At 65.4% G+C, this 14,833-nt stretch carries 15 protein-coding genes; 6 read left to right on the top strand and 9 right to left on the bottom strand.

The features are described 5' to 3' along the window. Positions 1-24 precede the first annotated feature (24 nt). Positions 25-315, bottom strand: coding sequence for a hypothetical protein (locus HHA01_RS07975; RefSeq protein ID WP_141319501.1), 291 nt, complete (start codon positions 313-315; stop codon positions 25-27). A gap of 121 nt (positions 316-436) precedes the next feature. Then, positions 437-1,072, bottom strand: a complete 636-nt coding sequence (gene ribA / locus HHA01_RS07970) for a GTP cyclohydrolase II (RefSeq protein WP_141319499.1) — start codon at positions 1,070-1,072, stop codon at positions 437-439. A 129-nt stretch (positions 1,073-1,201) separates the two neighbouring features. Between ribA and hemE the strand changes: the two genes are divergently transcribed. Further along, positions 1,202-2,266, top strand: coding sequence for a uroporphyrinogen decarboxylase (gene hemE, locus HHA01_RS07965; RefSeq protein ID WP_141319497.1), 1,065 nt, complete (start codon positions 1,202-1,204; stop codon positions 2,264-2,266). Here the strand turns inward: hemE and HHA01_RS07960 are convergent. Both HHA01_RS07960 and HHA01_RS07955 read right to left on the bottom strand, forming a co-directional pair. Further along, positions 2,241-2,693, bottom strand: coding sequence for a hypothetical protein (locus HHA01_RS07960; RefSeq protein ID WP_141319495.1), 453 nt, complete (start codon positions 2,691-2,693; stop codon positions 2,241-2,243). The two genes, hemE and HHA01_RS07960, sit on opposite strands and share 26 nt — an antisense overlap. A gap of 169 nt (positions 2,694-2,862) precedes the next feature. Then, positions 2,863-3,789 carry a LysR family transcriptional regulator gene (locus HHA01_RS07955; RefSeq protein ID WP_141319493.1) on the bottom strand — a complete coding sequence of 309 codons (927 nt, stop codon included), beginning with the start codon at positions 3,787-3,789 and terminating at the stop codon, positions 2,863-2,865. A 143-nt stretch (positions 3,790-3,932) separates the two neighbouring features. Between HHA01_RS07955 and HHA01_RS07950 the strand changes: the two genes are divergently transcribed. Then, positions 3,933-4,709 carry a ferredoxin--NADP reductase gene (locus tag HHA01_RS07950; RefSeq protein WP_141319491.1) on the top strand — a complete coding sequence of 259 codons (777 nt, stop codon included), beginning with the start codon at positions 3,933-3,935 and terminating at the stop codon, positions 4,707-4,709. 174 nt (positions 4,710-4,883) lie between these two features. On the opposite strand, the gene glnK is transcribed toward HHA01_RS07950, so the two are convergent. From glnK to HHA01_RS07935, 3 genes are all read right to left on the bottom strand, one after another. After that, positions 4,884-5,222 carry a P-II family nitrogen regulator gene (gene glnK / locus HHA01_RS07945; RefSeq protein ID WP_141319489.1) on the bottom strand — a complete coding sequence of 113 codons (339 nt, stop codon included), beginning with the start codon at positions 5,220-5,222 and terminating at the stop codon, positions 4,884-4,886. Between the two features lie 150 nt (positions 5,223-5,372). After that, positions 5,373-6,614, bottom strand: coding sequence for an ammonium transporter (locus HHA01_RS07940; protein WP_141319487.1), 1,242 nt, complete (start codon positions 6,612-6,614; stop codon positions 5,373-5,375). Positions 6,615-6,659: 45 nt separating this feature from the next. Then, positions 6,660-6,998, bottom strand: a complete 339-nt coding sequence (locus HHA01_RS07935; protein WP_141319485.1) for a P-II family nitrogen regulator — start codon at positions 6,996-6,998, stop codon at positions 6,660-6,662. A 318-nt stretch (positions 6,999-7,316) separates the two neighbouring features. Here HHA01_RS07935 and HHA01_RS14935 point away from each other — a divergent pair, with 318 nt between their 5' ends. Next, the gene (locus tag HHA01_RS14935; RefSeq protein ID WP_246053850.1) at positions 7,317-7,712 is read left to right on the top strand and encodes an accessory factor UbiK family protein; all 396 of its coding nucleotides are present in this window, start codon (positions 7,317-7,319) and stop codon (positions 7,710-7,712) included. Between the two features lie 84 nt (positions 7,713-7,796). After that, complete coding sequence (locus HHA01_RS07925; RefSeq protein ID WP_141319483.1) at positions 7,797-9,302, top strand: YifB family Mg chelatase-like AAA ATPase; 1,506 nt, start codon at positions 7,797-7,799, stop codon at positions 9,300-9,302. A 19-nt stretch (positions 9,303-9,321) separates the two neighbouring features. Here the strand turns inward: HHA01_RS07925 and HHA01_RS07920 are convergent, their stop codons facing one another. Together HHA01_RS07920 and HHA01_RS07915 are read right to left on the bottom strand one after the other, a co-directional pair. Then, the gene (locus tag HHA01_RS07920; RefSeq protein ID WP_141319481.1) at positions 9,322-9,810 is read right to left on the bottom strand and encodes a hypothetical protein; all 489 of its coding nucleotides are present in this window, start codon (positions 9,808-9,810) and stop codon (positions 9,322-9,324) included. Continuing rightward, on the bottom strand, positions 9,807-10,787 hold the full coding sequence (locus HHA01_RS07915; protein ID WP_141319479.1) for an alpha/beta hydrolase: 981 nt from the start codon (positions 10,785-10,787) through the stop codon (positions 9,807-9,809). Before HHA01_RS07915 ends, HHA01_RS07920 begins: the two co-directional genes overlap by 4 nt. Before the next feature lie 235 nt (positions 10,788-11,022). On the opposite strand from HHA01_RS07915, the gene HHA01_RS07910 reads away from it, so the two are divergent. Together HHA01_RS07910 and HHA01_RS07905 are read left to right on the top strand one after the other, a co-directional pair. After that, positions 11,023-13,197, top strand: coding sequence for a malate synthase G (locus HHA01_RS07910; protein WP_141319477.1), 2,175 nt, complete (start codon positions 11,023-11,025; stop codon positions 13,195-13,197). A gap of 137 nt (positions 13,198-13,334) precedes the next feature. Beyond that, positions 13,335-14,831 carry an alanine/glycine:cation symporter family protein gene (locus tag HHA01_RS07905; RefSeq protein WP_141319475.1) on the top strand — a complete coding sequence of 499 codons (1,497 nt, stop codon included), beginning with the start codon at positions 13,335-13,337 and terminating at the stop codon, positions 14,829-14,831. Positions 14,832-14,833 lie beyond the last annotated feature (2 nt).

Raw genomic sequence — 14,833 nt, 5'->3', positions numbered from 1 at the left:
CAGGTGGCCCTGGCCGGGCCCTGATCAGGTGGTGGCTTCACGCGCCGGTTGCAGCGGGTCATTGCTGACTGCGATATCGGTCTGATGCTGCTGCTTGGCGCGCAGCTCGGCACGGGCCTGGGCCATGGCGGCGCTGCCACCGCCGGCGACCAGGTCGGACTCGACATCGGCCTCCACCTGGGCGCTCGCTGCATGCTGGCTGATGGCGGCAAGCGGCTCGTTGAGCTGCTGGGTCCGTTCGGAGGCCTGACCCGCCTGGGCGGCCAGCGGCAGTGCGGTGAGCAGCAGGGTAGCGGTCATCAGTGTGGTTTTCATCGTGTCATCCTCGTTTGCGACGTTTGATGTCACACACTTTATTAGCCTGCTAAATTTAACGATACCGAAACATCTTGATCGAGCCGATTGAAAGAGGCTATTTGCCTGCCGCCAGGCGGCATCATGGCTTGCGTTCCGTGTCCACGTCGCTTGCCGCAGTGAAATCGCCCAGCGCCATCATGTGCCCCAGCTTGCCGGCCTTGGTACTCAGGTAATGCTCGTTGTGGGGGTTGAGACCGGTGGTCAGGCCCACTCGCTCGGTAACCTCAACCCCCACACGGGTCAGGGCCTCGACCTTGCGCGGGTTGTTTGTCATCAGCTGAAGCGCGTCGATGCCCAGGTGTTCGAGCATCGGCAGGCACAGGTCGTAGCGGCGCAGGTCGGCAGAAAAGCCCAGTTGCTCGTTGGCCTCGACGGTGTCGGCGCCCTGGTCCTGCAGGTGGTAGGCGCGAATCTTGTTGAGCAGGCCGATGCCGCGACCCTCCTGACGCAGATACAGCAGCACGCCGCGCCCGGTCTCGGCGATGCGTTTGAGGGCCTCCTGCAACTGGTAGCCGCAGTCGCAGCGCATGGAGAACAGGGCGTCGCCGGTCAGGCACTCGGAGTGCACACGGCCCAGCACCGGCTGGCCGTCGGCGGTATCGCCCAGGGTCAGCGCGATATGGTCCTTGCCGGTGGCCTCGTCTTCGAAGCCGTGCATGGTGAAGGTGGCCCAGGGAGTGGGAAGCCGGGAAGAGGCGATATAGCGAATCGTCACGATGTACCTCGATGAAGGACCGGGCATGGTCGTCAGGATGATCTCATTCTATCAGGAAGGTGGCGCCGGCTCACGGTGGCGCTGGATGGGTTACAATGGCCGCCACATTTTCCGTGGATGAGCCAACGCATGGAACTCGACAACGACCGCTTGCTGCGTGCCCTGGCGCGCCAGCCCGTTGACCGGACGCCGGTCTGGATGATGCGCCAGGCGGGCCGCTACCTGCCGGAATACCGCGAGGTGCGTGCTCAGGCGGGCAGCTTCATGAACCTCTGCCAGGACCGTGACCGGGCCTGCGAGGTGACCCTTCAGCCGCTGGAGCGGTACCCGCTGGATGCGGCCATCCTGTTCTCGGATATCCTGACCATCCCCGATGCCATGGGGCTGGGGCTGTATTTCGAGACAGGCGAGGGGCCGAAGTTCCGCAAGCCCGTGCGTACCCCCGAGGCCGTGGACGCCCTGACGCTGCCGGACACCGAGCGCGACCTGGGGTATGTGATGAATGCCGTTTCGAGCGTGCGCCGCGAGCTGAACGGTCGGGTGCCGTTGATCGGCTTCACCGGCAGCCCCTGGACGCTGGCCACCTACATGGTGGAAGGCGCTTCCAGCAAGGACTTCCGCCATGTGAAGGCCATGCTGTACGACACCCCGCAGACCATGCATCGCCTGCTCGACGTCCTGGCGCGTGCCGTGACGGACTACCTCAACGCCCAGATCCGTGCCGGTGCCCAGGTGGTGCAGATCTTCGATACCTGGGGTGGTGCGCTGTCGACACCGGCCTATGAGGCGTTTTCGCTGCGCTACATGCAGCAGATCGTCGACGGCCTGATCCGAGAGCACGACGGACGTCGCGTGCCGGTGATCCTGTTCACCAAGAACGGTGGGCAATGGCTCGAGGCCATGGCCGACAGCGGTGCGGATGCCCTGGGCCTCGACTGGAGCACCGAACTCTCCGATGCCCGGGCACGGGTCGGTAAGCGGGTGGCGCTACAGGGCAACCTCGACCCCAATGTGCTGTTCGCCAACCCGAGAGCGATTCGCGCCGAGGTGGCGCGCATTCTGGAGAGCTACGGCAGCGGGACCGGCCACATCTTCAACCTGGGGCATGGCATCAGCCAGTTTACCGATCCCGACAGCGTCACCGCCTTCCTGGACGCCCTGCACGAGCTCAGCCCGGCGTATCATCGTTCGTGACGGCCGCGCCGCGCGGTCGGCTGGCCGACTGAGTGACCCGTGCACTGCCGACCGCCTCTTCGTCCATGGCAAATGCGCTGGTCCGGGACGTCCAGGCGCGCTGCTCGTCGTGCACGGCCGGGCGCCGTTCGTAGGAGCGGGTGATCATGTCACCCGCCGCCAGGCCCTGGCGCTGGGAGCGTGCCAGATGGTAGGGCAGCAGGCCCAGCTCGAGGATCAGACGGGTGAGCAGCATGGCCAGGAGCCAGGCGGCACTCCCCGGCAGCAGGATGGGCCAGGCGGCCTGCCAGGAGGTGTCGGCGAGCCAGGGCGTCAGCGGCAGCAGCCACAGCAGGGTGGCCGTCAGCAGGCCGAGCTGGATGAGAAAATGGCAGCACAACAGCGTGCCGCGCCTGAGCGGGGCGCGTGGCAACAGGAATTGTTGCATGTCGAGTCCTCCGATTGACGTCGATCGAGGCGACCGAGGTTGCACCGGCGCTCCCTGCCGGCAGGCCCCCATCCTAGCCGAGATGGCGGCGCTCAGGCAGTGTCGAAAAAGACCGACGCCCCCCACGAAGGCTCGATGAAGTCAGCGCCGGGTCATCGTCAGCTCAAGATCAAGAATAGTAGGGCAGGTCGATCTGATCACTGCTGCGGATGCCCTCCGTCATGTGTCGACATTGCTTGAGAAACTCGCGCATGCCGATGGCCAGATACTTGTGGCGATGCCAGATGAAGGAGAACTGACGGCTCAGATCGAGTTCCGGCGTCGGAATCTGCACCAGGCTGCCGCGCCGGAAGGCATCGCGCAACGCCAGCTTGGAGACACAGCCGATTCCCAGGCCCGACTCCACGGCTCGCTTGATCCCCTCGGTATGCTCAAGCTCGAGCAGGGTGTTGAAGCGCCCGCGGCGATGACGCGCTGCCTGCTCCAGCGTCAGGCGCGTGCCCGAGCCCTGCTCGCGCATGATCCAGGCTTCCCGCAGTAACCGGTCCAGCTCGACGGGCCCCTGGTGCGCCAGGGGGTGGCTCGGCGCACAGAACACCGCCAGTTCATCCTCCACCCAGGGCTGGGTGATGATGTCGTCTTCCTCGCATTGCCCCTCGATCAAGCCGAGGTCCAGCTCGTGCTGGCGTACCTCCTCGACGATGGTGCGCGTGTTGCGCACCTGCAGCTGTACGCGACTGCCGGGATGGCGCTGCATGAAATCCCCGATCAGCAGGGTCGCCAGATAGTTGCCGATGGTCAGGGTGGCGCCCACATCCAGGGTGCCGATGCCCTGCTGGCCGCGCAGCAGCTCCTCCACCTCCTCGGCGCGATCGAGCAGGGCCACCGCCTTGGGCAACAGCTGAAAGCCCAGGGCATTCAGCTTGAGACGCTTGCCGATGCGGTCCAGCAGGCGGCAATCGAACTGGCGTTCGAGCTCGGCCAGGGCGGTACTGGCCGCGGACTGCGAGAGTGCCAGGGCCCGCGCGGCGCGGGAAACGCTCTCGTATTGCGCCACGGCGACGAACACTTCGAGCTGACGCAGGGTATAGCGCATGGCTTTGTCTCCGGCTCATATATCCAGATTATAGATAAGCTTTATCCATACAATCCATTTAACAGATATTCTGACCTTGCTTAGAATTCATTGCAAAGATCGAGTGGCGCGCATATGCGCTCATGGAATATGAGGGTGACAAGATGGGCAAGTTTGCCGAAGAAGAAGTTCTCAGTGTCCACCATTGGAACGATACGCTGTTCAGCTTTCGCACCACGCGGGAGCGCAGCCTGCGTTTCAAGAATGGCCAGTTCGTGATGATCGGCCTGGAGGTCGACGGCAAGCCGCTGATGCGTGCTTATTCGGTGGCCAGTCCCAACTACGAGGATCACCTCGAGTTCTTCAGCATCAAGGTGCCGGATGGCCCGCTGACCTCGCGACTCCAGCACCTTCAGGTCGGCGACACAGTCAAGGTCAGCCGCAAGCCCACCGGCACCCTGGTGACCGATGATCTGCTGCCCGGCCGCAACCTCTACCTCCTCTCGACGGGCACCGGCCTGGCACCCTTCCTGAGCCTGATCCAGGACCCCGAGGCCTACGAGCGCTTCGAGAAGATCGTGCTGGTCCACGGCGTGCGCAGTGTCAGCGAGCTGGCCTACAGCGACTTCATTTCCAGTGAGCTGCCGGCTCACGAGTACCTGGGCGAGGAAATCAGCGAGAAGCTGGTCTATCACCCGACCGTGACCCGGGAAGACTTCCACACCACCGGCCGCCTGACCGACCATATCCGCAGCGGCAAGCTGTTCGACGACCATGGCCTGCCGGTCATCGACCCCAAGCAGGACCGCGCCATGATCTGCGGCAGCCCGGCGATGCTCGACGAGACCAGCGCCCTGCTCGACGAACTCGGCTTCAACATCTCACCGCGCATGGGCGACCCCGGCGACTACGTCATCGAACGCGCCTTCGTCGAGAAATGACCAGGCGCCCGGGCTACCCGGGCTGCGCCCGGAGCTATAAGCCGTAAGCTTTAAGCGATAAGAAAAACCCTCCGTGGCAGCACCGCGGAGGGTTTTCTTGGATACGAGCCTCACCATTGCGAGGCTTTGTCAGCTTACAGCTTACAGCTTACAGCTTACAGCTTACAGCTGCTGTTAAACCGCGTCCTTGTCGGTTTCGCCGGTGCGGATGCGGATGACCTGTTCGAGCGGGGTGACGAAGATCTTGCCGTCGCCGATCTTGCCGGTATTGGCCACCTGGGTGATGGCGTCGATGACCTGGTCGGTCATGTCCTCGTCGACGGCGACCTCGAGCTTGACCTTGGGCAGGAAGTCGACCACGTATTCGGCGCCACGGTAGAGCTCGGTGTGGCCCTTTTGACGGCCAAAGCCCTTGACCTCGGTGACGGTGATGCCCTGGACGCCGATCTCGGAGAGGGATTCACGGACGTCGTCGAGCTTGAACGGCTTGATGATAGCGGTCACCAGTTTCATGGTCTTGTCCTCGCGTGGTTCGTGTGCCCACGGCGCTGCACGCCGTGCTTGCAGGCTTCATTGTGACAGAGCATACACCTGCAGCGAACAGAATAAAAAAGACCCCCTTGGCAGGGGGCCTTGAGTGCACTTTCCTGTGGCAGTGCGGCGTCACTTCTTGGTGACGTTGAACTCGGGGTAGGCCTCGAGACCACACTCGGCCAGGTCGACACCCTCGTACTCTTCTTCTTCACTGACGCGGACACCCATCGCGGCCTTGATGATCAGCCAGACGATCAGGCTGGCCACGAAGACCCAGGTGAAGATGCCGAAGATGCCGATGAGCTGGGCGCCGAAGTTGGCGCTGCTGTTGGACAGCGGCACCGCCAGTACCCCCCAGATGCCGACCACGCCGTGGGCCGAGATGGCACCCACCGGGTCATCCAGCTTGAGCTTGTCGAGGGTCACGATGGAGGCCACCACCAGCAGGCCACCGAAGCCGCCGATCAGGGTGGCGCCCAGGGCGCTCGGCGACAGCGGGTCGGCGGTGATCGACACCAGACCGGCAATGGCACCATTGAGCGCCATGGTCAGGTCGGCCTTGCGGAACCAGACCTTGGCCAGGATCAGCGCCGCGATCACGCCACCGGCCGCCGCTGCATTGGTGTTGACCAGCACCTGGGCCATGTTGTTGGCCGAGGCCACGTCGGAGACCTTCAGCTCGGAACCGCCGTTGAAGCCGAACCAGCCCAGCCACAGCACGAAGGTACCCAGGGTCGCCAGCGGCATGTTGGCACCGGGGATGGCGTAGATCGCTCCGTTCTTGCCGTATTTGCCCTTGCGTGGGCCGAGCACCAGCACGCCGGCCAGGGCCGCGGCCGCACCGGCCATGTGCACGATGCCGGAACCGGCATAGTCGGAGAAGCCGACCTCGGCCAGCCAGCCGCCGCCCCAGGTCCAGTAGCCGGAGACCGGGTAGATGAAGCCGGTCATGATCACGCTGAAGACCAGGAAGGCCCACAGCTTCATGCGCTCGGCCACGGCGCCGGAGACGATGGACATGGCGGTGGCCACGAACACCACCTGGAAGAAGAAGTCGGCGCGGGCCGAGTAGTAGGGCGCCCCATCGCCGCCGGCGGTGACCGCTTCCACGGTGTTTTCGCCGCCCAGCAGGAAGCCGAGGCTCGGGATGACACCACCGGCTCCGCTGGAATACATCAGGTAGTAGCCCACCAGCAGGTACATGGTGCAGGCAATGGCGAACAGGGAAATGTTCTTGGTCAGGATCTCGGCGGTGTTCTTGGACCGCACCAGGCCGGCCTCGAGCATCGAGAAACCGGCGGCCATCCACATGACCAGGGCGCCGCAGACCAGGAAGTAGAAGGTATCGAGTGCATAGGCGAGTTCAGTCATGACAAGCGTCTCCGTATCGGGAACAGGCAGGAAGCTGGGAGGCGATCAAACGGCGTCGCCGCCACGCTCACCGGTTCGAATGCGAATGACGTCCTCGAGAGGCGTCACAAAGACCTTGCCATCGCCGATCTTGCCGCTGTTGGCGGCATTGCAGATGGCCTCCAGCACGGTATCCAGGCGGTCATCGTCTACGGCGATCTCCACCTTGACCTTGGGCAGAAAGTCGACGACGTACTCGGCGCCGCGATACAGCTCTGTATGCCCCTTCTGGCGCCCGAAGCCCTTGACCTCGGTGACCGTGATGCCCTGAACGCCATTGTCGGCGAGGGCCTCACGAACGTCGTCGAGCTTGAAGGGCTTGATGACGGCGGTAATCAGTTTCATACCGGTGTTCCCCTTGTGATTATCGAAGTGTGAGGCGCGATGCCGCACGGTGCATGTTTTGCAAGGCAGTAGCGCAAACCATGCCAGTAAGGGGATAACGCTTTATTTTCAGGTATATGCGAGCGAAATGAGCCGGCTGGAGGGGTGCCGGGCGACACGCATGCCGGCGCCATCGCACCACTTTGGTGCCGGTTTTCTGGTGCAGCGCACCATGGGCGAGCGGCTGGCGCATGGTGCGCATGGAGAGAAGAATGCGCGGCGCGGGCGCCTTGCGTATCCTGTCAGGAGGATCCCCCTACGTCGTTCAGGAGACACAAGATGGTCAGTCAGGATCGCATCGGCCGTTTGGCCCAGCAGATTGGTGAGCGCCTGCAGGGTGCCTCCCAGGCACCGGAAGATGTCCAGAAAGGCGTGCACCAGGTCGTCAAGGGCGCCTTCGACCGCCTCGAGCTGGTCTCGCGGGAAGACTTCGACATCCTGATGGATGTGCTGCAACGCACCCGCGGCCGCGTCGAAGCCCTTGAACAGCAGGTCGCTGCCCTGGAAGACGCCTTGGATGCCTCGGTCGCCGCCAGCGACCCCGACGCCGAGGAAGTCAGCGAGCCCGCGCTGGAGGCAGGCACCGCCGAGACTCCGCACCCTGGCACTACCGAGGCGAGTAGCGAGCAAGTTGGCAACCAGGGTGTCGACGACACGGAATCGGCACACCGCTGAATTGCGGGCAGGCGTCCCGCCACTGGTCTAGCCTGACAGTCAACGCAAGGATGACTCACGGACTAGTGGCGCGAGGGAACGCCGATGACGCTGGCGATAATTCGCACCCGGGCGGGCCTCGGCCTGGAGGCGCCCGAGGTGCTGGTGGAGGTCCACCTTTCGAATGGCTTGCCGGGCATCACCCTGGTGGGCCTGCCGGAGGCGGCGGTCAAGGAGAGTCGCGAGCGCGTACGCAGTGCCCTGGTCAACGCAGGGTTCGAGTTTCCGCTGCGGCGTATCACCCTCAATCTGGCGCCGGCCGACCTGCCCAAGGAGGGCGGTCGCTTCGACCTGCCGATTGCCCTGGGGTTGCTGGTGGCCTCCGGGCAGATTCCGCCCGAGGCCTTGGCAGAGCTGGAGTGCGTCGGCGAGCTGGCACTGGATGGCAGCCTGCGCCCGGCGAGTGGTGTGCTGCCGCTGGCCATGGCCACGCGTCAGGCCGGCCGCTCATTGGTCGTGCCGCGCGCCAATGCCGATGAGGCGGCACTCGCCGGGGATCTGGAGGTGCTGCCGGCAGAGCATCTGCTCGAGGTGGTGGCTCATCTGCTGGGCCAGGAAAAGCTCCCCGTGCACCAGCTGCAGGCGCCTCCGCGACGTGATACGCCGCAGCCGGACCTGTGCGAGGTACGCGGCCAGCACCAGGCGCGACGTGCTCTGGAAGTGGCGGCGGCCGGCGGCCACAACCTGTTGTTTGCCGGACCGCCAGGTACCGGCAAGACCATGCTGGCCAGCCGCCTGCCCGGCATCCTGCCGCCACTGAGCGATGACGAGGCCCTGGAAGTGGCGGCGGTGCGCTCGGTCAGCGGCCTGCCGCTGGCCGAACAGTGGGGTTGTCGGCCGTTCCGGGGACCGCATCACACGGCCAGTGCCGTGGCGCTGGTGGGCGGCGGGTCGCGTCCCAGGCCGGGCGAGATTTCGCTGGCGCACCACGGTGTGCTGTTTCTCGACGAGCTGCCGGAGTTCTCGCGCCATGTGCTGGAAGTCATGCGCGAGCCCATGGAGTCCGGGCAAATCCATATCGCCCGGGCGAGTCACGAGCGGCGCTATCCGGCGCGGTTTCAGCTGGTGGCCGCCATGAACCCCTGCCCCTGTGGCCATCTGGGCGATCCGCGCCAGGCCTGCCACTGCACGGCGGCGCAGATACAACGCTACCAGGCGCGCCTTTCCGGGCCACTGCTCGATCGAATCGATCTGCAGGTGGAAGTGGCGAGCCTGCCGGCGGACCAGCTGACCTCCCGCGAGCCCGGCGAAGACTCGGCCACGGTGCGTCAGCGGGTGCTGGCAGCCCGCCGGCGCCAGCTGGAGCGGGGCGCCCTGAACGCGCATCTGGCGGGGCCGGAGCTCGAGGCGGCGTGTGCGCTGGGCGCGGAAGACCGCGCCTGGCTGGCCGAGGTGCTGGAGCGCCTGCAGCTTTCGGCGCGGGCCTTTCATCGCGTATTGCGGGTGGCTCTGACCCTGGCCGATCTGGTCGGGGCCGCGCAGCCGAGTCGTGAACATCTGGTCGAGGCCATCGGCTATCGTCAGCTGGATCGCCTGCTAAAGGGCGGCTAGGCAGTGCCCGGATGATGGGTCACAGGGCGGTGGCGTCGAGGGCGCCGTCGATGTGCGTCTGCCACAGGTGTTGCGATTCGCCGGGACGGCGCAGGCTGAGGGTCAGGCGATAGGGCAGCAGCTCACGATCGGAGAGCGTCAGTCGTGGGCCCGAGGCGGCCAGGCTGCTGTCGAGCCGCCACTGGTTGCCGCCGGCTTCGCCGACGATGGCGGGCCGCCAGTCGAGTACCTGAGGGCCCTCATCCAGCCCCAGCAGGGCTCGGGTCAGGCTTTCCATCAGGCGTTCGTCGGTGATGCCCAGCGCCGGGTCGACGTCCGGTGTGGCCAGCAGCAGCACCAGGTCGGTATGCGGAGTGGGCAGGGGCGACGCCTTGGCCACCTGCTCGGCGGCGCGTTCGCCGAGGCCGAACAATGCCTGGCGTACCGTCGCGGGGCCCTGGGGGGTATGGGCGGCACAGCCGGCCAGCATCAGCAGCAGGGTGATGAGTGCAAGGCAGCGGGTTGTCATGCGGGTTCCGACCCTTCCGGTGGCAGGGCCTCGAAGCCCTCTTCAAGGTCGGCGAGAAAACGCGCCAGGTCCGCGAACAGAGTGCGGCGTATGGGCTCCGACTCGTTGACCAGGTGATGGCGTGCGTCGGGATAACGGCATATCTCGGCATTGGGAAACTTGCGCTTGAGCACACCGAGGTTGAATGGCCAGTCGACGGTGGAATCTTGCTCGCCCTGCAGGATGAGGGTCGGCATGCGGCTCGGCGGCAGGGCGATCAGGCGCGGCATCCAGCGGCGCATGGCATTGACCCATTGCATGGCCAGACGATCCGGCTGCAGGGGGTCACTCTCGCGCAGGAAGGTGGCGAAGTCGCTGTCGGTGGAGTTGTCGCGAAAGCGTCGGGGCACGGTGCGCACGAAGGGGCCGACCAGGCGTTGCAGCCAGTTGGCCTGCGACCAGCCATAGGGGCGCACCAGCGGGGCCAGCAGCACCAGGCCCTGCCAGTGTTCCGCGTCGTCGTGGGTCAGGGCATCGGTGGCGAGGATGGCGGCACCGGTGCTCTGGCCAATGCCCACCCAGGGGGGCGCGGCGAGCTCGCGCGCTTCGAGGTCGCGACGCAGCGCCGCCAGACAGGCCCCGTACTCATCGAAGTCGCCGATGGAGGCGCGAACGCCGCTGGACAGGCCGTGCCCCGGCAGGTCCCACAGCACGATGCGCCAGTGGCGCTCCAGCAGGCTCTCGAGCAGGTGGCGGTAGAGACCCAGGTGATCATAGTAGCCGTGCACCACCACGATCGTGCCGATGGGATCGGGCGGCGTCCAGACCTGGGTCCAGAGGCGAAATCCCTGGGTCTCCACAAAGCCGGCATGCAGGGTCAACGGCTCGCTCAGCAGCGAACTGAGACCATAATGATCCAGATAGCGTGCCAGGGCGTCGTCGGCCTGATCGACCGGGGCCAGGGGGCCATGTTCCTGTAGGGCGGTAAAGTCGCTCATCGCATCCTCTGCTGTGCCCGCCCATGCTAGCGTCATGCAACCGGTGGGGCCAGTCAACGCTGCGCATTCACCGGGGTGGTGTCTCGTCATTTGGTCGATACGGGCGGTCGAGGGCCGGTCATCAGCTTTACACGTGGAATAATTTTCCACAAACTCGATTCGACATCCTCATCATTTGTGAACAGTGGCTCGACGTCCCTTGGCGCTGAGCCGGCATGTCCAGGGAGAATGATCCATGAGCCAACGCATCACTCGCCACCGCCTCCAGGTGGCCGCCGAACTCGACCGTTTCCTCAACGAACAGGCCCTGCCGGGCACCGGCGTCGATCCGGATGCCTTCTGGGCGGGCGTGGATGCACTCTTTCATGACCTGACGCCCGGCAACCGCGAACTGCTGGCCGAGCGGGAACGCCTGCAGGCCGAACTCGATGCCTGGCATGGCGAGCATCCCGGGCCGGTGCGCGACATGGCGGCCTATCGGGCATTTCTCGAGGAGATTGGCTATCGCGTCAAGGCGCCATCCCGCGTCGAGGTCACCACCACCGGCGTGGATCGCGAGATCGCGGTGCAGGCCGGGCCGCAGCTGGTGGTGCCGGTCAACAACGCCCGCTATGCACTGAATGCAGCCAATGCGCGCTGGGGCAGTCTCTATGATGCGCTCTATGGCACCGATGTCATCCCCGACACGGATGGCGCCGAGCGGGGCGAGGGCTTCAACCCCGAGCGTGCCGCCCGGGTGGTCGCCTACGCCAAGGGTGTGCTGGACCGCGCCGCGCCACTGGCCACCGGTTCGCACCGTGAAGCGGTCAAGTACGCGCTGCGCGACGGCCACCTGATCGTGACCCTCGAGGGCGGCCGCGAGACCGGCCTCAAGCAGCCCGGCAAGCTGGTGGGCTTCCAGGGCGAGCCGAGCGCGCCGGAGGCCGTGCTGCTGGTCAATCACGACCTCCACCTGGAGATCCGGGTGGACGCCGCCCACCCCATCGGCAAGACCGACCCGGCGGGCATCAAGGATGTGGTGGTCGAGTCGGCGCTGACCTCGATCATGGATTGCGAGGACTCGGTGGCGGCGGTGGATGCCGAGGATAAGGTCGCGGTCTATGCCAACTGGCTGGGCCTGATGAAGGGCGACCTGGAAGCCTCGCTCGACAAGGGGGGCCAGTCCATTACCCGGCGTCTCAATGCCGATCGGCAGTGGACGACGCCGGACGGCAGAGAGCTCACTCTGCCCGGCCGCGCCCTGATGTTCGTGCGCAATGTGGGGCACCTGATGACCACCCCGGCGGTGCTCGATGCCGAGGGCCAGGAGCTGCCCGAGGGCATTCTCGATGCCGTGGTGACCAGCCTGCTGGCCATGCACGACCTGGCCCGGGGCGCGGGTCAGCCGCGCAACTCCCGCGAGGGCTCGGTGTATATCGTCAAGCCAAAGATGCATGGCCCCCAGGAAGTGGCGTTTACCCGCAAACTCTTCGAGCGCGTCGAGGACCTGCTGGGCCTGGAGCGTGACACCCTCAAGATGGGCATCATGGATGAAGAACGGCGTACCTCGGTCAATCTCAAGGCCTGCATCGCCGAGGCCAGCTCGCGGGTAGTGTTCATCAACACCGGTTTCCTCGATCGTACCGGCGATGAAATGCACACCGCCATGCAGGCCGGCGCCATGATTCGCAAGGGCGAGATGAAGGGCAGTACCTGGATCGGCGCCTATGAGCGCAGCAATGTCCAGACGGGGCTGGCCTGCGGCCTGCGCGGACGCGCCCAGATCGGCAAGGGCATGTGGCCGATGCCGGATCGCATGGCGGCCATGCTCGAGCAGAAGGTCGGTCACCCCAGGGCCGGCGCCAACACGGCCTGGGTGCCGTCACCCACCGCCGCGACCCTGCATGCCCTGCATTACCACCAGGTCAGCGTGACCGAGGTACAGCGCGAGCTGGAAGCCCTGGGCGAGCCGGACTGCCTGGATGAACTGCTCTGTGTGCCGGTGGCCGAGCGCGCGGAGTGGCGCGAGGATGAGATCCAGCAGGAGCTCGACAACAACTGCCAGGGGATCCTGGGCTATGTGGTGCGCTGGGTCGAGCATGGCGTGGGCTGCTCCAAGGTGCCCGATGTGCATGATGTCGGCCTGATGGAAGACCGTGCGACCCTGCGGATTTCCAGTCAGCATGTGGCCAACTGGCTCTATCACGGCGTGGTGGATGAAGCACGCGTTCGCGATACCCTGGAGCGCATGGCCAGGGTCGTCGATGATCAGAATGCCGATGATCCCGACTACACGCCGATGAGTGCCGATTTCGCGGCGTCGCATGCCTTCCAGGCTGCCTCCGAGCTGATCTTCAAGGGACGCGCGCAGCCTGCCGGTTACACCGAGCCGCTGCTGCACCACTGGCGCGCCGTGCACAAGCAGGGCTGACCGACGACGAGGCGCGCCAGTGCGGCTGACAAGCGCGCAGCGCCCCTCTAGACTGGGCGGCAGTGTTGCACGAACCGCCCCGCCGACCCGCGCACCCGGGTGGCGGGGTGACTACCCCACTGTCTGGAGCCCAACACATGGATGTGATCACGTCCCTCCTTCTGACCCTGCAGGATGCGGCCTATGCCGTGATGAACCCGGTCAGCAATTTCGTCTGGTCCTACATTCTGGTCTACCTGCTGCTGGGGGCCGGGCTGCTTTTCACCATCCTGACCCGGGGCATGCAGTTCCGGTTGTTCGGCCACATGGCGCGGGTGACCGTTTCGTCGCGGGGTGCGGGTGAAGGCATCAGCGGCTTCCAGGCGTTTGCCACCTCCATGGCGGCGCGCATCGGCACCGGTAACCTGGCCGGGGTGGCGATCGCGCTGTGGGTCGGTGGCCCGGGTGCCATCTTCTGGATGTGGGTGACGGCACTGGTCGGCTTCTCGACCGCCTTCATCGAGTCGACGCTGGCGCAGACCTACAAGCATCGCCACGAGGATGGCGTGTTCCGTGGCGGCCCGGCCTACTACATCGAGCGTTGCCTGGGCTGGCGCTGGCTGGGCATGCTGTTCGCCTTCTTCCTGATCGTGGCCTACGGACTGGCCTTCAACGCGGCTCAGTCGAACACCATTGCCCAGGCCGTGCAGGGCGCCTTCGGGGTGCCGCGCTGGATGACCGGTGTCGGGCTGGTGTTGCTGGTGGCACTGGTGATCTTCGGCGGCCTCAAGTCGGTCGCGCGGACCGCCGAGAAGATCGTGCCGACCATGGCGATCCTGTATCTGATCGTGGCGCTGGTGATCCTGTTCATGAACCTGACGGCCATCCCGGAGATGCTGGCGCTGATCATCAAGAGCGCCTTCGGCTTCGGCCCGGCGGTCGGTGGTGCAGCGGGTTATGCCATCAAGGTCGCCATGGAGAACGGCATCAAGCGCGGCCTGTTTTCCAATGAGGCCGGCATGGGCTCGACCCCCAACGCCGCGGCACAGGCCAACGTCAAGCATCCGGCGGCGCAGGGCCTCGTGCAGGCCTTCGGGGTCTTCGTCGACACCATCGTGATCTGCACCTGCACGGCGGTGGTCATCCTGCTTTCCGGTGTCTACGAGACCCTGCTCGCGACATCGGCCGGCGAGTCCATTCAGGGCATCAAGCTGACCCAGGACGCCATGGTCGATCATCTGGGGGGCTTTGGCGGTATCTTCATCGCGGTCAGTATCTTCTTCTTCTCCTACACTTCGTTGCTGGCCAACTATTCCTTCTCGGCCATCAATGTCGAGTACCTGTTCCGTGGCCATGCGCGCCGTGCCGAGCAAACCCTGCGCTGGGCCGTGCTGGCCATGGTCATGATCGGTTCGGTGGCGCAACTGACCTTCGTCTGGGACTTTGCGGACCTGGCCATGGGGCTGATGGCGACGACCAACCTGCTGGCGATTCTGATGCTGGTGCCGGCGGCGCTGAGCGTGCTGCGTGACTACGAGCGTCAGCGTCGCGACGGCATCTCCGAACCCGTCTTCGACCCGCAGGTACTCAAGCGTCCCGAGCTGGTCGATGCCGATGTCTGGCCATCGCCGGACAAGCGCGACGAGACGCCGTAACC

The sequence above is a fragment of the Halomonas halmophila genome (genome assembly GCF_006540005.1).
Taxonomy (GTDB): Bacteria; Pseudomonadota; Gammaproteobacteria; order Pseudomonadales; family Halomonadaceae; genus Halomonas; species Halomonas halmophila.
Note: the sequence above shows the minus strand (reverse complement) of the source record. Positions and strands in the feature narration are given on the sequence as shown.